Origin of the sequence: Fulvivirga sp. M361, from assembly GCF_007097395.1 — a bacterium.
In the GTDB taxonomy this organism is placed as follows: domain Bacteria; phylum Bacteroidota; class Bacteroidia; order Cytophagales; family Cyclobacteriaceae; genus Fulvivirga.
Genome location: NZ_VKDC01000024.1, coordinates 96,150 through 114,469, shown reverse-complemented (window position 1 = coordinate 114,469; position 18,320 = coordinate 96,150). Strand labels below are relative to the sequence as shown.

The window sequence follows — 18,320 nt, the reverse complement described above, 5'->3', positions numbered from 1 at the left end:
CTACCTTTACATCATGAGATACACTCTTTTTCTTTTCTTTTCACTTTTTCATCTACCGCTAATAGGTCAGCAAGAAGTACGTACATATTATGATGAAGGAAGAGAAGTAGTAAAGGAAATCTACTATGTCAGTGAAGCAGACCTCAGTACTATTGAAGGAAAATATATAAAGTATCACCCTAATGCAATAGTGGCTACGGAAGGGGCTTTTCAAAATGGAGTAAAACATGGGCCGTTTAAACAGTATTATGAAACAGGCAGACTTCAAAGAACGATCTCATACCTAAATGGTCTGCGTGAAGGACCGGTAGGCATTTATGATGAACAAGGAAACATTATTCAAAAAGCCATCTTCAAAAACGGTGAGCTCACCGACAGCTTGTTTTTCTATCATAGTAATGGACAGCTAAAAAGTGAAGGTCGTTTTATAGATGGTAAACCTGAAGGTCTATTGATCGATTATTATGAATCAGGTACAAAACGACGAGAGATTACTTACAAAGGTGGTGAACAAACCGGGCGAACCGTTACGTATTACCCAAATGGTAAGAAACATACGGAAGGAGAATATGAAAAAGGTATAGTTAACGGAAATTACAGGACATATTACCCGTCAGGTCAATTAGAGACTATGAGTGAACTGGTAGCAGGAGAAAAGACCGGCATGTTCAAAAACTACAGCGAGACAGGTCAACTGGTATTGGAAGGACATTATAAAAATGGGCAGCTGCATGGACAAAATAAAGCCTACTATTCCGATGGATCACTGAAGCATGAATTCCGTTATGAAGAAGGCAAACTGGTTGGCATTAATAACACATATTTCCCCAACACCCGGCTAAGCTCATCCATAGAAGTAGACAAAGATGGAGTAACTAAAACCATCACACGTTATGACTCATCCGGTTACATGGAGATCATTGAAAAATACAATAATGACAAACGTCATGGCGAGTGGCAGGCATTCTACTCATCAGGGCAGCTTAAATGGACTGAGCCCTATAACCTGGATCGTATGAATGGTAATCGAACGGAATATCATATTAATGGCAATAAAGCCAAAGAAGAACCTTTCAAATTTGGAGCACGTTACGGCCTGGCAAAAACTTATTACGCTTCCGGAAACCTTTTGGAGGAAATCCCTTACCACTCCAATAAGCTACATGGCACCTATATAAAGTACTATGAAAACGGGACAAAAAAAGAATGGGGTAAATATGCAGGAAACCGTAAAGTTGGAGAATGGCAATTCCTGGAAGAGAATGGTTCAATTGAAAGAACTGAAATCTATAAGGTTGGAAAGTTAGTCAGTCAATAGTTATACCTTCTATGAGACCTCTGCAACGTAGTGTTTACCTGTATTACCCTGCTCAATAGACAGAAATAAAAACGGGATTACTTCCAAAAGTTACTTTACTCCCTAAATTTGTGGTCTTTCCATGCAAGCATTAAATCAAACAAACTACAATTTCCCAAAACAGAGCCGGTTCTACTCTGGTAAGGTAAGGGACATCTATTATTTCTCTAATACACTGGCCATGGTGGCTACCGACAGAATATCTGCATTCGATGTAGTACTACCTAAGGCTATACCTTATAAAGGTCAGGTGCTGAATCAAATAGCAGCTGAAAACCTGGAGGCTACAAGGGATATATGCCCAAATTGGCTTATAAATACTCCTGATCCTAATGTAGCCGTTGGCCTTTTATGTGAGCCTTACCCGGTTGAAATGGTCATTAGAGGCTACCTGGCCGGACACGCCTGGAGGGAATACAGCAATGGGAAAAGGCAGGTCTGTGGCGTCGCATTGCCTGAAGGACTAAAAGAAAACGATAAGTTACCCCAGCCGATCATTACCCCCACTACAAAAGCCCATGAGGGGCATGATGAGGATATCTCGCGTGATGAGATCATCCGGCAAAATCTGGTACATGAGGAAGAGTACCAGCTACTGGAAAAATATACCTACGCACTTTTTGAAAGAGGAACAGAAAGGGCTAAGAAACAAGGTCTTATTTTGGTAGACACCAAGTATGAATTTGGCAAATCGGATGCTACCATTTACCTTATAGATGAAATACATACCCCTGACTCTTCGCGCTATTTTTATGCCGAAGGATACGAGAAACGACAGAAAAACGACCAACCCCAAAAACAACTTTCCAAGGAATTCGTTAGACAATGGTTAATATCCAATGGCTTTCAGGGAAAGGATGAGCAGCAGGTACCTGAGATGACGGATGAAATTGTAAAATCTATATCGGACCGGTACCTGGAGCTATACGAAAAAGTTACCGGTAAGTCTTTTATCAAACAGGACTATACCAATATTGAAGAGAGGATAAAAAATAGTATTATTGATACGATCAATTAGATTCAAATGAAATACACAATAGACAAACAGGAAAAATATAGCTTACTAAAATTGCACGAAGAAAAACTGGATTCCAGTATCGCTCCCAGCCTGAAGTCGGAGTTGATTACGATCCATGCCGAAGGAATTCACAATATCATTCTTGACCTTTGTGAAGTAAAATATACGGATTCATCCGGGCTTAGCGCTTTACTGGTGGGGAATAGAGTAGTGCAGGAAGATGGTGGAATATTCGTATTGGCGTGCCTTTCCGATCACACCACCAAATTGATCAAGATCTCACAATTGGATAGTGTTCTTAACATTCTTCCTACAGTAGAAGAAGCTATAGATGCAGTACTTATGCATGAAATTGAAAAGGGTTTGGAAGATGAAGAATAGGCGTATATTGCTCGCTTAACGTTGGCTTGTCAATCAGATTAAAAATATTAGGAGCTAATTCTGCTACTCCGGCTTATGGAAGGCACCATACAGCTCAGCTACTTTCTACACAAAACCAGCATTTTCTGATAGACTGTGGAGAAGGTACACAGGAACGTTTGGCAAAATTTGGCGTAAGCGTACTTAGGGTCAATCATATCTTTATCAGCCATCTGCATGGTGATCACTATCTCGGACTTATGGGAATATTGTTCACTATGCACCTTTTGCGGCGCACAGCAGATCTGTATGTATACGGCCAACGTGGATTAGAAGACATCATTACCACACAACTCAGATATTCCAACAGTGTATTGAACTACAATCTTCACTTTAGAGAGCTGGATCCTGCCACCCCACAAAAAATCTTTGAAAACAAAACCATAGAAGTCACTTCTTTTCCACTGGAACATAGAATACCTTGCTGTGGGTTCCTATTTAAGGAAAAGCTTAAACCAGTTCGACTGAACAAAGAAAAACTACCTGAAAACCTACCTTTAGCATCCATCGGACAATTGTTAAAGGGAGAAGATGTAACGGATGAGGATGGGGCTATTATCTATCAAAATGAAGACCTGACGTTACCTCCAAAAAAATCATGCAGCTATGCCTTTTGTTCTGACACCCGCTATACTGAAAAGATATTACCCTATATTAAAAATGTAGACTTACTTTACCATGAGGCTACATTTTTGGAAGAAAAAAGACCATGGGCAGAGACTACTTTTCATAGTACTACTACCGATGCAGCCACTATAGCACATAAAGCAGAAGTGAATCAATTGGTCATTGGCCATTTTTCAGCTCGTTACCGCGACCTTTCCCCTTTTCTTGAAGAGACAAAAAAGGTTTTTTCCAATACATTATTAGCCTATGAAGGTGAAGAAATCAAAATTGACGATGATTTATAATGCAAATCGATAAGCGAACGAATTTATTTATCATTTTAAGTGGAATATTTCTCACCAACGCTCTTTTAGCCGAACTGGTAGGGATCAAAATATTTTCATTAGAAGCTTCACTGGGATTCGCTCCTGCTCAAATTCCAATGCTGGGCGACTGGGTGTTAGACTTTAACCTTACGGCAGGAGTAGTATTGTGGCCAGCTGTGTTTATTACCACCGATATCATTAATGAATATTTTGGCAAAGAAGGTGTTAAAAAGATCACTTTTCTCACCATCTTTTTCATCATTTTTGCCTTCATCATTATCGCTGCTGTGACCTGGCTTGAACCTGCACAGTTTTGGTTGGACATAAATAAAGAAGATGAGAACGGAAATCCCTTCAATATGGATTATGCGTTCAACAAGGTATTTCTTCAGGGTGCCAAAATCATTATTGGTTCGTTAGCAGCATTCTTAACCGGTCAGTTGCTGGATGTTTTTGTCTTTCACAAATTGAGAAAAATAACAGGAAGCCGGTTGTTGTGGCTTCGCGCTACCGGTTCAACACTGGTATCACAATTGGTGGATAGTTTTGTCGTATTGTCGGTCGCTTTCTACTTTTTACAGCCAGAAGAAACCAGATGGACTATCACACAAGTGATATCTGTCGGTACTATCAATTATATATATAAGTTTTTCATAGCCCTAGCCCTTACTCCTACCTTGTATTTTGCCCATTATCTTATTGATAGATACCTGGGTAAGGAAAAAGCACAAAAAATGATGGAATCTGCGGCTGACAATAGCGAAGGTTTCTTCTAGGCAGTATTGTTATCTTTAAAACTCTCCACACCCTGGTTATTTTCAGATTCATTGTCTGTTGAACACGGGTAATCAAAAAGGCATTTTGCCTTAATGGCAGCTGATACTTTACGAGGCACCATATGCTCCCAGCCCTGCTGCCCTGATTTTATCATTGCCAGTACATTATCAGAAATAATCCGTAAATGGCTGATGTCAGCTCCCTTCACATCCATTAATTTCGAATTATCCAATAAATAATGTAACAAGCCTTTTAAGTTTTCAGGTAGTTCAAAATTCTGCAGTGTGTATAAATCATTTGAATCAGGCTTATAGGAAGGATAAACATAGATAGTAATGTTATTGCCAAACAAAGTACCAAAAGCCTCAAGTACCCCACCTCTCAGGTCTGTATAATAACTTTCATCAAACACACGTTGCAAATTGTAGATACCAAGAATAATCCCAATTTTTTTGCCTCGCGTAATTCCTGACAAGTAATCCACTAACCTGTAATAGCGTTGGTAGTTGGATATCATCACATTCTGGCCCAAAGAGCAAATAATATCTACACGGTTTAAGAAATCCTCTTCGTCTATTTCACCATCGGATCTAAGATCTGCAAGTGTCAATTCCGTAAGTACAACGATTTTATCACGGTCTACATCCGGTTCTTTTTTAAACTGCCTTCTGGCAGTCAAAAGCATATCCACATTTACATGCGTCACCGGCCTGAATCTTCCTCTAAGCATGAGGACATTCTTCTTATATAGTGCTTCTGAAGGTTGTAATACATTGCCGTCAGAACCGAACATCGCTGCACTGGTCATACCATTTTTAACCAACTTCAAAGACATCAATCGGTTATCTGCATGCTCAAAGTCCGGGCCTGAGATCTTAAACATATCTATTTCTATTCTCCCCTGAGCTAACTCGTCTAACAGCGAACCTAGAAATTCGTCCACATCATGAATAAAGAAACATGCAAAGATGAGGTTAACCCCTACCACCCCAAGAGCATGTTGCTGTAAGATGGCATCATTATCATGCATTTTTACATGAATAATACATTCATTATATGCTCCGCCAGGTCGATTTTGAAAACGAACTCCGATCCATCCATGGGGTTGGTTAGTACGTTCATAGTTTAACGCCTCTACTGTGTTGGCAAATGCAAAGAATTTGGTATTCTCTGCTCTATGTGGCAATCGCTCTAACAGCAGTCTATATTCTTTCTGCACCATTTTCATAAGCCTGGGCTCACTAACGTATCTTTCAGAAAATCCGTAGATGGCATCACTAAAGCTCATATCATAGGCCGACATGGTCTTGGCAATCGTTCCTGATGCTCCACCTGCCTTAAAAAAATTAGCTGCTACTTCCTGCCCTGCTCCAATTTCAGCAAAAGAACCATAAATATCCTCAGTCAGGTTTATCTGTAATGCTTTTTCCTTTGTAGACAGCTTTCTTAGCTCGTTCATGATATATTAATTTCAATAGCTCAAACTAATATATAAAGTTACCGGATACTACGCCATCATTCACTAACTTACTATGATTTTGAAAACAATAAATCCATTTTTTTATATTGAAGTGGTTTTATAACTTAAGATGTTCTGATCTGTTAATCAAAGAGATACAAGCTATTTTATGGAAGTTCTTGATTTTATTACCTTATTAATTATAATGGCCGCCTTCTTCACATTGATCAATGTGAAGTTCCTTAAACTTCCCTCTACTATCGGTCTGATGCTATTGGCCCTGGGATTATCATTATTCATTATAGTTGGCGAATGGGTTTTTAAGGTATTGCATGACCTGGCGACCAATCTCATGACAGAATATGATTTTTCCAAAGTACTATTCCAGGTAATGTTGAGTTTTTTACTTTTTGCAGGTGCACTGGAGTTGGACCTGAGAAAATTGGGTGAAGAAAAATGGCCCATATTCGCGTTGGCTACTGTAGGTGTACTCATATCTACACTTATTACAGGTACCGTAATGTATTATGTACTCCCTTTAGTAAGCCTGCCATTAGACTATATCTATTGCTTGCTATTTGGTGCACTAATCGCACCTACAGATCCTATATCCGTGCTGGCGATGATGAAAAAAACTACCGTTTCCAAAAACCTGGAATCGCAAATCGCCGGAGAATCCCTTTTCAATGATGGTGTTGGAGTAGTCGTATTTCTCACTATTTTATCCATAGCATCTAAAGGAGTAGATAATTTTCATGCCTGGGGGGCTCTAGAACTTTTTGGTGTAGAAGTAATAGGCGGTTTGGCTCTTGGCGCATTTATAGGCTATACAGGACTGTATTTATTGAAAATAATAGACAATGAACATACTGAAATTGAGGTCTTAGTCACTTTAAGTATGGTGCTGGGTGGTGCCAGTATAGCTGAAATAATCCATGTTTCAGGGCCCTTAGCCATGGTGGTCATGGGGCTTTTTGTTGGACGTAAAGGAAGGAATAAGGCATTAGAGACTGCCGCCGGTGATTATGTTTATAAATTTTGGCACCTTATGGACGAAGCTATGAATGCAATCTTGTTCATATTAATAGGTCTTCAGGTAATCGTGATCAAGTATGAAATAGACTATTTCTATGCAGCAGGTTTTGCCATACTGGCGGTACTCTTTTCCCGGTTCATTGGAGTGGGTCTACCTATTTCCATAATGAGACTGAGGAGATACTTTCCAACGTATACTATCAGGATACTCACATGGAGTGGTCTGCGTGGTGGTATTTCTGTAGCATTGGCCTTATCACTATATGAGACTACCGACTTCGATCGGAAAATCGTAGATATTATCATTACTATGACGTATTGTGTGGTCCTATTTTCTATTGTTGGTCAAGGGCTTACGGTCAAAAAACTCTTTGATAAATTCAATGAGGTAAACGATACGAAAACATCGGCTAAAGCTGCAAATACTACTAATTAGTAATATTATAGGCCATTGGCCTGCCGTAACCCTCAAAAACCAAGGAAACGTCTTAAAAAAGATGTTTTTTGATTAGTCAAAATTTGTCGATAAATTCGGCGATTTAAAATATAAAACTTTATGGCTAACAGAGGTGGTTTTTCCAGTAAACTAGGATTCATTATGGCAGCGGCAGGTTCGGCTGTTGGCTTAGGTAATATCTGGGGTTTCCCCTATGAAGTAGGCCAGGGAGGTGGAGCAGCTTTTGTTGTAGTTTACTTGATCTTCTGTTTTATACTCTGTTACCCGGTAATGGTTACCGAAATTGCCATAGGCCGTAAAACTCAAAAAAATGCTGTAGGCGCTTTCAACGATCTGGGGTATAAAAAGTGGAACATTGTTGGCAAAATGGGCATTTTAAGTGGTGTGCTCATTCTTTCATTTTATAACGTGATTGCCGGCTGGGCATTTGGGTATATTTTTGAAATGGCAGCTGGCAACTTTGGGATAGCAGAGCAATTTGGTGATTACATTGTAGACATCTTTACCGTAGGAGCCTATGGCCTGGCATTTATGGCCACCACAGCTTTCGTAGTATCCAGAGGTGTATCGGGGGGGATCGAAAAAGCAGCAAAATTACTCATGCCTACGTTGATCATAATGATACTGTCTTTGGTCATTTACTCACTAACACTGGAAAATTCCTTCGCAGGACTCCAGTTTTATCTTGTTCCCGACTTTTCAGAACTCACAGGTTCAGTAATTTATAATGCTATGGGACAAGCCTTCTTCTCATTATCATTAGGCATGGGAGCTTTGATCACTTATGGTAGTTACGTAGGTAAAAATGACAATATTATCAGTTCAGCAGCTTTTATTACACTGGCAGATGTAGGCATAGCCCTGATAGCCGGGCTCATGATATTTCCACTAATAGGTTTCATGACAGACGGGACCATGACGGAAGTAGGCCGTGGCCCGGGCCTTATATTCGTAACTCTACCTCAAATATTCGGAAGTATAGGAGGTACATTGGGAGCAATTGTCGGTACAACTTTCTTTGTTCTTTTGTGTTTTGCTGCATTAACATCAACAGTATCCCTTTTGGAAGTACCTGTAGCTTATGTTGTAGACGAAATGAGCATACGACGAAGCAGGGCTGTATGGTTAGTAGCAACCCTTATTTTCATCACCGGTATTCCATCTTTAGTAGGTAACGGGTATTCTGAATTTTTTACCAACTTCATTGTCTATGTAGGCGCAGACAAAGCCACAGACTTTCTATCTTTCATGAATCACCTGGCCAATGACACGCTACTACCATTGGGCGGATGTTTAATTGTATTTTTTGCTGCACATGTTTGGAAAAAACATAACCTTGACGAAGAATTATCAAACGGAGCACCGGGTTATAAAGGGTCTTTCGTACAGAAGTATCTGAACTTTGCTATCTCTTATTTGGCTCCAACAGTACTGGGCGTACTATTCGTTTTCACTGTACTAAGTACATTTTTCGGAATTAAGATAATCTAAAATAAGGTACCTTGTCCCCGGTTTAAGTAATAGAGTAGTAGCCGTCTACAGACAGTCTCTATGCTTCCTAATGCTAATCGACAAACCTCTCCAGCGCTTCCTTCTTCAAGTCATCCCAGATTTCAGGAGTAGGTGGGTTCCCTTTATCAAAATTATCAATGAGCCAGTGGATGATCTCTTTTTTAAACTGAAACTGAGGCATTAACTCTTCACAAAAAGTAATTTCGCTGTCTTCTACCACGCCATCAGCATATACCATCTGAACCAGATCATACAGCTGATCCATCTTCGGACCATGGTCTTTAGGTATCTTTAATTCCAGAGGTTCATCACTTTGAATAAGTTTTGCTATTTGCCGGTCCTTCAAACCATACTTCTCACCCATTTTGTATAGCATCTTTTCTTCTTCTAAGTGCAAATGCCCATCTGACTTTGCCAGCGCTATCAGGTTTCGAAGGTGAGTCTTTTTAAATGATAAATATTGATGTTCAAAAAAACCGATCATATTGAAAGAATTAAAGTAAAAACATATCTTGTTATTGTTAAAATAACAAAAAACACCTACTGTTTGGTGACAAAACTCTTGAAAATCACTCTTTAAAAAAATAAATATTCAATATGTCTTCAAAAAGTCATACATATCAGTGTTTCTCATCTATCAGCCTGTAAATCAGCGCCACTTTATCACGGTGTCTTCGCGGATTCAGCACTCTCCTGTTTTCCGCGCTGGGTCAGTCAGTTTTGATATTGAACAATTGAAGTAGCTGTTGCTGTTTTTGATCGTCGCAAAAGATGATGTTACGGTTTCTATTGGATTTGGGTAGCTGTATTTTGAGCGAGTAAATAGTTTTCATTAATTCAATGGCCTTTTCAGGGGTAAGGTCAGAATGACGTTCTTTTAATTGTCTTTCCAGCTCCTTGTATACTTTATAGGCACAAAAAGCAATAATGAGGTGGGCTTCTATTCTTTGAGGGAGGCGATGATAGATTGGACGTATTCTCAAGTCTGTTTTGGATATTCTAAAAGCCTTTTCTATTTGCCAAAGCTCATTGTATTGATCAATAATTTGGGGAGTGGGTAACTTTGCATTGGTTAGATAGCCTTTGAGGCCATCCCATTTTTTATCCGCTTTGAATTTTTCATAGTCGATAGAGATGTCAATCTTCCCATCCATTTTCAAATACTTGTTGTAGCCTCGGTTGTTGATGTGTTGTTTGGTAAGCCTGCCCTTGCTTAGTTTCTTTTCTAGTTTGTTTAATCCTTTTTCTCTATTCTTTCGATCTCTTCTTGCTCTCGAAGCTGCATAGCTTACAATTAAGCGATGACCACTTGGGTGGGGTATAGTGGTGCTTTCTCCATCTTTCATAGGTAGCGAGAGAAGTTGTTCTTTGATTTGATCAGCTTCATTTTTGAGCCTGGCTCCAATAATAAATTCGTACCCTCCATCGGACAGATGTTGTAAGTTCTTTTTTGACATCAACCCCGCATCTGCTATCACTACAAGCTTTTCTAATTGATAAGTTGATTTGAAGGATTCTAAAACCGGGATCATAGTATGTCCCTCAAACTGATTGCCTTCAAACATTTCAAAGGCTAGGGGGTATCCATATTTACTTACTAATAAACCTAAAACTATTTGAGGGTGTTGATGCTTACCTTCTTTTGAGAACCCTGTCTTACGTAAGTCATCTTCATCACTGACTTCAAAATATAGTGTAGTCACATCATAAAAAACAACAGATATGCCTCCATTAAAAAGCCCTAGGGTATGCTCATAACTTATTTGCTGTAGCTCTTGCTTCTGACTCTTTTGTAGCTTATCCATATAGCGATAAACCTGGTCAGGGGTTATTTCGATATTTTGGTATCGCAACAAATATTCACAGGTCTTGAGCTTACTGAGAGGAAAAACCAGACGACTAATTACTAAATGGCGTAACAGGTCACTTTTAACATCCTTGAACCCAATCTCATCATAAAGCTTCCCTAATATTAATTCAGGACCTATTAGCAATACTTTCCGCAAACCACTCTGAATATCGGCCAGAAACTGAAGGTCTTCTTCATATTCTAAGGAAATAGTTTGCTGACCCTTGAAGCTCAAGATCCATTCATGTGCTTGGGCAACCATCCTATCAACTTCCCGAGGATCAGAACTAGAACCAATGGTCTTAAGCAGACGATCTGATGGACCTGAGGTGTCTATCACTTGAATGCTTATTCTCCCACTTTGGTTCTTTTTCTTACGAAAATACACTCATGAAAATTACAACGGATCAGTCACTTTTGATAGAAAATCACTCACTATTACACCGAATCAAACATTTTCCCTCCAACCTTCTAATCATGCGGAAAACAGGAAAAAACCGATCATATTGAAAGAATTAAAGTAAAAACATATCTTGTTATTGTTAAAATAACAAAAAACACCTACTGTTTGGTGACAAAACTCTTGAAAATCACTCTTTAAAAAAATAAATATTCAATATGTCTTCAAAAAGTCATACATATCAGTGTTTCTCATCTATCAGCCTGTAAATCAGCGCCACTTTATCACGGTGTCTTCGCGGATTCAGCACTCTCAGTAACTTATCAAATAATGAAGGTTCAATTTCTCTCTCCAGTATCAGCTTTTGTGACGGAAAAAGCTCATTGACCTTTGCCATCCTACCCTCCAGGTTTTCTCTTCCTTTGAAAATAACATAGTTTGGGACTTTATTCACCGATTGCATTTGATCACGTAATTCACTCACCTCCTGGTCAGCTCTCAGTGTGAACACAAATGGAAAACTATCCTTTAAATGTCTTTTATTCACCTTGAAATCATTCATCCCAAGCACATCCCCTTTCTCAAAATCATTGTAGTCCGCTGCCATTCGACCAAGGTAATATACAGGGACCTGCTTCAATTTATTCGTACCGGATTCAACGATCAGCGATGTTAATTCCGGCTTTCCAGATAAATAATGTATCGGTGCCACCCGGTCTTTTTTCGAATAAGTCAGAGCTAAGGCCAGGGCTGCAATAACATTAGCCCACCAAAAGAAATTCCAGCACCCGCGTTCGAGACGTTGTTTACGTTGCCAGAAAGAGGAACTCTCCCTGAAGTAACTCCATCCGGCCACTCCCATAATAATCAAAAAAGGGAACATCGGCAGAATAAACCTCTCCTGTTTATTTGGAAAAGTAGAATGAACGATGAAAAACAGCAGAACTGCCCAAAACAAATGAGGAGCTATTTTCCTGGATTTAATATATCCCATCATGAGCATGAGACTTACCGGAGGGACTAAAAAACCAAATGTTGTCAGGAGAAACTTAAAAGGCGAACTTGTAATGTAGTTATATGCATTAGCCCCGTTATAAGTAAAGTAATAAACGATATATTGAAATGGATATTCGAAATACCAATAATCTGGCAAACCAATAGTAAGTGTTATGCAGAACACAAAACCCAGTATAATAAACAAACTTTCTTTCCAGCGTTTCTCGAACAATAGTACAATGCCCAAAGCTCCTGCAAAGAGCACCACATGCATCCTAAAGGTGAAGCTTATCCCAAATAATACTCCAGCTATTAGGGCATTTTTTAAGCTATTCCTGGTATCAGCACCACTTTTTAGTATGAAGTAAAAACCCGCTAATATAGGGGGTATACATACCATCTCAGCCATAAACCTGACGCTCATAAAGGGCATAAACCATAAAACACATAACACCCAACCCACCTTTATGGCACTTTTTACAGTTGATATCTGCTCGGTTATACGATAAGCATAATATATGGTAAGTAATGAATAGAAGGCATGGATGATGCGCAAGAAGGTAGTTTTATGAATTGGATCATGTAGTCCTAATGCCTGAGCAACCCACATAAAGCCTGCATTAACAGCAGCATAAGGCATACTATGTTTTGGCGGCAGAGGTGATTCCAGCCAATGTGGTAAACCGTAAAGCCAGTTTTGAGCAACTCGTATAACATCAAAATGATCATCATGAAAGCCATAGCCTTTTGAAAAAAAAGCTGCTAACAAGCGGATGGCGAGAGCCATCCATAAAATAGATTGAAGTGGATAACGCTGGTAATACTCCTTTAAATTCTGCACGGTCAACTAGCTAAAAGGGTGTAAAGCTAATTGATCTTGCGACACATTTCAAGAGGTACCGGACTTTGCTTCCTCTTCTTCGCGAAGTTCACGGCGAATAATCTTGCCTACATTAGATTTTGGCAATTCTTCCTTAAATTCAATGTGTTTTGGACGTTTGTAGCCCGTGAGGTTTTCTTTACAATACATACGGATTTCATCTTCTGTCAAACTACTATCACCTTTAATAATGAAGACTTTGACACATTCGTTAGATTTTTCATCCGACACACCTATGGCAGCAACTTCCTGCACTTTGGGATGACTCGCAATGACATTTTCCACCTCGTTAGGGTAAACATTAAAACCTGATACGTTGATCATATCCTTTTTACGGTCTACAATTCTGAAGAATCCCGTTTCATCCATAGTACCCATATCACCGGTTCTAAACCAGCCATCTTCAAAGAATACATTGGTATTGTCTTGATTCCAATAACCTTTCATGATCTGTGGACCCCGGGCACAAATTTCGCCCACCTCACCTATCGGGAGTTTATTGCCCTTTTCATCAAAGATCGCCATCTCTGTACCGGGTACAGGCAATCCAATAGTGCCTAGTCGTTGTGTACCATCTAACGGATTACAAGATAAAACCGGTGAGGTTTCACTTAATCCATATCCCTCTACAATTGCTTTGCCAGTCACAGACTCCCATTTTTTTGATACGGCATCCTGTACGGCCATTCCTCCGCCAATAGTACCGTGCATGCCGGAAAAATCGATCTCCTTGAATTCATCCTGGTTCAGAAGTCCATTAAAAAGGGTATTCACCCCTGTCATTAACGTAAACTTGTGTTTCTTGAGCTCTTTAATGAAGCCTTTCATATCACGAGGATTGGTGATCAGAATATTCTTGGCCCCATTACTTATCATCAAAATACCATTGACCGTCAGAGCGAAAATATGATAAAGCGGTATAGCTGTAATCATAACGTGATCTTTACTTTTATCCAAAAAAGGCTTGAACCAATGGGTAGTCTGTAAAGTATGGGATAGAATATTTTTATGCGATAACTGAGCACCCTTAGATACGCCTGTTGTACCTCCGGTATATTGTAAAAACGCTGTATCCTCAATAGCTACTTCGGGCTTGCGGTAGTCAGCTTTCGCACCTTCAGAAAGTGCCTTTTTAAACCGAACAGCGGTAGGCAGATGATGAGCAGGCACCATTTTTTTGATCTTTTTTACAACAAAATTCACTATAGACCCTTTGAGCCCGCCAAGCAGATCCCCTATTTCAGTAACAATGATCTTATCCACACCACATTCACCAGCTACCTTTTGAAGGTTAGAAGCAAAATTCGCCAGAATTACTACGGCTTTTACACCTGCATCCTGGTATTGATGTTTCATTTCCCTTGGCACATAAAGTGGGTTGGTATTCACCACAATGAGTCCAGCCCTTAGGGCCCCTATTAAAGCAATTGGGTATTGGAGCAAGTTAGGCATCTGCAATGCAATAGCATCTCCTTTCTTGAGTCCAAAGTTGTTTTGAAGAAATGCAGCAAAATAGCGCGATTGTACATCTATCTCAGAATAGGTCATCTGTTTCCCCATATTTTCAAACGCCACTTTACCGGAGTAACGCTCAAAGCAGTCTTCAAATAGTTCCAACAAACTCTGATACTTCAACGGCTCTATCGACTCAGGAATACCCTTAGGATACTTTTTAGTCCAAAGAAAATTACTCATCTGCTAAGGTTTAGATTTGATTATAGCTATCAATATTACAGAAAAATTAGTAATAAATTAAGAGGCATTCCATGATCTAAAGTTCAAAACCAACGCTTTGATATGATTGTCTTTTACGCTGTTCTAATGTCAGGGCTTTAGCTGGGTGGTTGTGAAAATCTCAATTTTGAAAGCAAAAACGATTGAAATTCTCCATTTTGGATAAACAAAATAAGGCTGCCTTTTTCAAGACAACCTTATTAGCTGTAGGGGAAGGACTCGAACCTTCACGGAGTAGTTAGCCTCTTTGCTATCGGATGCGATTAGAAATTTGTCCTATTTTCTCCACCCCCGAGACCGGAGGGCATGTCTGCCAATTTCAACACCCTACATTTTTACTTAATTAACCTAAACTTTGCTGTAGGAGAAGGATTCGAACCTCCACGGAGTAGTTAGCTTCTGTTGCCATTGGATGAGCTAAGAAGTTTATCCTATTTTCTCCACCCCCGAGACCGGAGGGCATGTCTGCCTGTTTCAACATCCTACAGTATCATACTTATTAACCTAAACTTTGCTGTAGGGGAAGGATTCGAACCTCCACGGAGTAGTTAGTTTCTGTTGCTATTGGATGAGCTAAGAAATTTATCCTATTTTCTCCACCCCCGAGACCGGAGGGCATGTCTGCCAGTTTCAACACCCTACATTGTGTTTGTTTGTTGATCCAAAATTAATAAAATGAGTTATTTATTAAAATTTTTACACCAAATAAGCTTAATATTTAGACTATTTTCAATTAATTTAATTTTTGTTTAAAATTATCAAAAAACACCAGTTATAAAATGGCAGCTAATTATGAAATTGACAATGTAGACCTCAAAATACTGGAGGTTCTAATGAAAAACGCTAAAAAACCCTACACTGAAGTAGCTAAACAGGTATATGTTTCCGGTGGCACAGTACACGTGCGTATGAAAAAGCTGGAAGAATTAGGTATTGTAGATGGCACCACTTTAAAAATAAACTATGCCAGGTTAGGCTATGACATCACAGCATTCATAGGCATATTCCTATCCAAGAGTGCACTTTATGACGAGGTAATTGCTCAATTAAAGCAAGTAACTGAAATTGTAAACGTGCATTACACTACAGGTAATTATAGCATGTTCGCAAAAATGTTCTGCAGAGATACCAACCACCTTAAAGATGTACTTTATGATAAAATACAGCGTATCGACGGTATCGTACGAACAGACACCATGATATCACTTGAGGAAAGTATTAGCAGGAATATTCAATTGAATGATGGATAACAAGTTAAAATTGGATTTTAAAGCCTTAACCGTTCGATTCAAGCAGCGTAAAGCAAGTAAATTCTAAAGATTGGTTCTTCGGTACTTTTAAATTGAAGTAAATTAGGCCAAAACAATTTACTTAATTGTTCAAAGGAGTAGTGCGATTTTTCACATTCATAAGTGTATTAAGAACCTCTCAAACATGATTCGATAGTGTTTATGGATATCCTGAAGCAGCACAAGCTTCAATTAGCCTGATATTTACCCGGTAAGAGCGTCATTTCATATAAGGCTGAATAAATGTGCTCAATATGTATTACCTGAGACATTGATTTTTTCTATATTATATTAATGATATATATAAAAAAAGTGCCTTATAATCAGCTATTAATGCTTTTTACACCAATAGGCTTTGCACTGAATTCGCTAATAATCTCAAGCGTTAAAAAAGAAATTAGAGGAACATTCATCACAGTATTTTGTTGTAACTTTGTGCAGTAATTTGAAATTAGTCTAAATAGCAATCATGAGTAACGACAATCAAATTTTAGAAGAATTTACTTCCAAGGAATATGAACATGGCTGGACGGTTGACCTGGAATCTGAACAGGCTCCGAAAGGGTTGAATGAAAGTATCATTCGTTTTATATCAGCTAAAAAGGAAGAACCGGAATGGTTGTTGGACTGGAGATTGAATGCTTTTCGCAGTTGGTCCAAAATGAAAGAACCTCAATGGGCTAATGTTACTTTCCCGCAGATCGACTATCAAGATATTATTTACTATTCAGCCCCTGTACAGAAAGCTGCGCCTAAAAGCCTGGATGAGATAGATCCTGAATTATTAGATACTTTTAAAAAACTGGGCATATCACTTGAAGAGCAAAAAAGATTAACCGGGGTAGCAGTAGATGCAGTAATTGACAGTGTATCTGTAGCCACCACTTTCAAAGATAAGTTGGCGGAACTGGGAATCATATTCTGCTCTTTTAGTGAAGCAGTCAAGGAACATCCTGAACTTGTGAAAAAATATTTGGGTTCAGTAGTTCCGGTAACGGATAACTATTATGCTGCGCTGAATTCGGCGGTATTTTCAGATGGTTCATTCTGTTACATTCCTAAAGGGGTTAGGTGTCCGATGGAGTTATCTACCTATTTTAGAATTAATGCCGCTAACACCGGTCAATTTGAAAGGACGCTAATAGTAGCCGAAGACAATTCTTATGTTAGTTATCTGGAAGGTTGTACCGCGCCAATGCGTGACGAAAATCAGTTGCACGCCGCTGTGGTAGAAATATACGTTAAGGAAAGCGCAGAAGTAAAATATTCTACAGTACAAAACTGGTATCCTGGTAATAAAGAAGGTAAAGGTGGCATTTATAACCTGGTGACAAAGAGAGGAATATGTGCAGGAGATAATGCTAAGTTATCCTGGACACAGGTTGAAACAGGCTCAGCTGTTACTTGGAAATACCCATCGTGTATACTTAAAGGAAATAACTCCAGCGGTGAGTTTTATTCAGTAGCCGTTACCAACAACTACCAACAGGCAGATACAGGAACCAAAATGATCCACATAGGGAAAAATACCAAATCCAGGATCGTTTCCAAGGGTGTTTCAGCAGGTAAATCACAGAACAGTTATCGAGGACAGGTACATATCATGAAACGCGCCGAAGGGTCACGTAACTTCTCACAATGTGATTCACTCCTTATGGGAAATAATTGTGGTGCACATACTTTCCCGTACATAGACATTGAAAATAAGTCGGCACAGGTAGAACATGAAGCTACTACTTCCAAAATAGGAGAAGATCAGATTTTCTATTGTATGCAAAGAGGTATTGATGAGGAAAGTGCTGTGGCTTTAATCGTAAATGGTTATTGTAAAGAAGTACTGAACCAGCTGCCTATGGAATTTGCAGTAGAGGCCCAGAAGCTTCTTGCTTTAACACTGGAAGGGTCAGTCGGTTAATTCTGTTTTATGTTCCCGGCTATCAAATGTTCTTTAAGGCATTAACGCACAGCTAAATAATTCTGATGTGTGAATGGCAATAATAACAAACTCAAGTCACTAGTTGTAAAGAACCTTTGACAAACGAGTTAACAAGCCCGGGGATTAAAGAGACGTCAATAATGAATGGATTAGAAACACTCAAACTCCTTTGATCTCAAAGACTAGAAAACCATGAAGGAGCTTACAGCAATATACAATCAATTTAAAATTAAACCGAAACGTTAATTCAAACTATCGATTTTGAACAT

Annotated in this window: 14 protein-coding genes; 9 read left to right on the top strand and 5 right to left on the bottom strand. The window is 39.1% G+C overall.

What is annotated here, in order from left to right:
- The first annotated feature begins 13 nt into the window (after window positions 1-13).
- The 5 genes from FNH22_RS22295 (at window position 14) to FNH22_RS22275 (ending at window position 4,503) form a co-directional block, all read left to right on the top strand.
- Entirely contained in the window at window positions 14-1,318 is a 1,305-nt protein-coding gene (locus FNH22_RS22295; protein WP_143400661.1) for a toxin-antitoxin system YwqK family antitoxin, read from the top strand.
- A 121-nt stretch (window positions 1,319-1,439) separates the two neighbouring features.
- Window positions 1,440-2,375, top strand: a complete 936-nt coding sequence (locus FNH22_RS22290; RefSeq protein ID WP_143400660.1) for a phosphoribosylaminoimidazolesuccinocarboxamide synthase — start codon at window positions 1,440-1,442, stop codon at window positions 2,373-2,375.
- Between the two features lie 6 nt (window positions 2,376-2,381).
- Window positions 2,382-2,756, top strand: a complete 375-nt coding sequence (locus FNH22_RS22285; RefSeq protein ID WP_143400659.1) for an STAS domain-containing protein — start codon at window positions 2,382-2,384, stop codon at window positions 2,754-2,756.
- A gap of 26 nt (window positions 2,757-2,782) precedes the next feature.
- Complete coding sequence (locus FNH22_RS22280) at window positions 2,783-3,706, top strand: ribonuclease Z (protein ID WP_143400658.1); 924 nt, start codon at window positions 2,783-2,785, stop codon at window positions 3,704-3,706.
- Window positions 3,706-4,503 carry a queuosine precursor transporter gene (locus FNH22_RS22275; protein ID WP_143400657.1) on the top strand — a complete coding sequence of 266 codons (798 nt, stop codon included), beginning with the start codon at window positions 3,706-3,708 and terminating at the stop codon, window positions 4,501-4,503. Before FNH22_RS22280 ends, FNH22_RS22275 begins: the two co-directional genes overlap by 1 nt.
- On the opposite strand, the gene FNH22_RS22270 is transcribed toward FNH22_RS22275, so the two are convergent.
- Window positions 4,500-5,963 (bottom strand): TonB-dependent receptor, encoded by a 1,464-nt coding sequence (locus FNH22_RS22270; protein ID WP_255518134.1) that lies wholly within the window; start codon window positions 5,961-5,963, stop codon window positions 4,500-4,502. The two genes, FNH22_RS22275 and FNH22_RS22270, sit on opposite strands and share 4 nt — an antisense overlap.
- Before the next feature lie 169 nt (window positions 5,964-6,132).
- On the opposite strand from FNH22_RS22270, the gene FNH22_RS22265 reads away from it, so the two are divergent.
- Together FNH22_RS22265 and FNH22_RS22260 are read left to right on the top strand one after the other, a co-directional pair.
- Window positions 6,133-7,434, top strand: a complete 1,302-nt coding sequence (locus FNH22_RS22265) for a sodium:proton antiporter (RefSeq protein ID WP_143400656.1) — start codon at window positions 6,133-6,135, stop codon at window positions 7,432-7,434.
- A 120-nt stretch (window positions 7,435-7,554) separates the two neighbouring features.
- Window positions 7,555-8,946, top strand: a complete 1,392-nt coding sequence (locus FNH22_RS22260) for a sodium-dependent transporter (RefSeq protein ID WP_143400655.1) — start codon at window positions 7,555-7,557, stop codon at window positions 8,944-8,946.
- Between the two features lie 73 nt (window positions 8,947-9,019).
- Here the strand turns inward: FNH22_RS22260 and FNH22_RS22255 are convergent, their stop codons facing one another.
- From FNH22_RS22255 to FNH22_RS22240, 4 genes are all read right to left on the bottom strand, one after another.
- Window positions 9,020-9,451: a TerB family tellurite resistance protein gene (locus FNH22_RS22255; RefSeq protein WP_143400654.1), complete on the bottom strand. Its 432-nt coding sequence runs from the start codon at window positions 9,449-9,451 to the stop codon at window positions 9,020-9,022.
- A gap of 226 nt (window positions 9,452-9,677) precedes the next feature.
- On the bottom strand, window positions 9,678-11,051 hold the full coding sequence (locus tag FNH22_RS22250) for an IS1634 family transposase (protein WP_255518133.1): 1,374 nt from the start codon (window positions 11,049-11,051) through the stop codon (window positions 9,678-9,680).
- A gap of 406 nt (window positions 11,052-11,457) precedes the next feature.
- A complete protein-coding gene (locus FNH22_RS22245) occupies window positions 11,458-13,053 on the bottom strand; it encodes a glycosyltransferase family 39 protein (protein ID WP_143400652.1) in 1,596 nt (531 codons plus the stop codon).
- A 48-nt stretch (window positions 13,054-13,101) separates the two neighbouring features.
- Window positions 13,102-14,787 (bottom strand): AMP-binding protein, encoded by a 1,686-nt coding sequence (locus FNH22_RS22240; protein WP_143400651.1) that lies wholly within the window; start codon window positions 14,785-14,787, stop codon window positions 13,102-13,104.
- Window positions 14,788-15,605: 818 nt separating this feature from the next.
- Here FNH22_RS22240 and FNH22_RS22235 point away from each other — a divergent pair.
- Window positions 15,606-16,076 carry an Lrp/AsnC ligand binding domain-containing protein gene (locus tag FNH22_RS22235; RefSeq protein WP_143400650.1) on the top strand — a complete coding sequence of 157 codons (471 nt, stop codon included), beginning with the start codon at window positions 15,606-15,608 and terminating at the stop codon, window positions 16,074-16,076.
- 508 nt (window positions 16,077-16,584) lie between these two features.
- Window positions 16,585-18,030 (top strand): Fe-S cluster assembly protein SufB, encoded by a 1,446-nt coding sequence (sufB, locus tag FNH22_RS22230; protein WP_143400649.1) that lies wholly within the window; start codon window positions 16,585-16,587, stop codon window positions 18,028-18,030.
- Window positions 18,031-18,320: the final 290 nt, after the last annotated feature.

Bases quoted from the DNA above. Each gene is read 5' to 3' on its own strand.
- FNH22_RS22295 (WP_143400661.1), top strand. From the start codon at position 14: ATGAGATACACTCTTTTTCTTTTCTTTTCACTTTTTCATCTACCGCTA.
- FNH22_RS22290 (WP_143400660.1), top strand. From the start codon at position 1,440: ATGCAAGCATTAAATCAAACAAACTACAATTTCCCAAAACAGAGCCGG.
- FNH22_RS22285 (WP_143400659.1), top strand. From the start codon at position 2,382: ATGAAATACACAATAGACAAACAGGAAAAATATAGCTTACTAAAATTG.
- FNH22_RS22275 (WP_143400657.1), top strand. From the start codon at position 3,706: ATGCAAATCGATAAGCGAACGAATTTATTTATCATTTTAAGTGGAATA.
- FNH22_RS22270 (WP_255518134.1), bottom strand. From the start codon at position 5,963: ATGAACGAGCTAAGAAAGCTGTCTACAAAGGAAAAAGCATTACAGATA.
- FNH22_RS22265 (WP_143400656.1), top strand. From the start codon at position 6,133: ATGGAAGTTCTTGATTTTATTACCTTATTAATTATAATGGCCGCCTTC.
- FNH22_RS22260 (WP_143400655.1), top strand. From the start codon at position 7,555: ATGGCTAACAGAGGTGGTTTTTCCAGTAAACTAGGATTCATTATGGCA.
- FNH22_RS22255 (WP_143400654.1), bottom strand. From the start codon at position 9,451: ATGATCGGTTTTTTTGAACATCAATATTTATCATTTAAAAAGACTCAC.
- FNH22_RS22240 (WP_143400651.1), bottom strand. From the start codon at position 14,787: ATGAGTAATTTTCTTTGGACTAAAAAGTATCCTAAGGGTATTCCTGAG.
- FNH22_RS22235 (WP_143400650.1), top strand. From the start codon at position 15,606: ATGGCAGCTAATTATGAAATTGACAATGTAGACCTCAAAATACTGGAG.
- sufB (WP_143400649.1), top strand. From the start codon at position 16,585: ATGAGTAACGACAATCAAATTTTAGAAGAATTTACTTCCAAGGAATAT.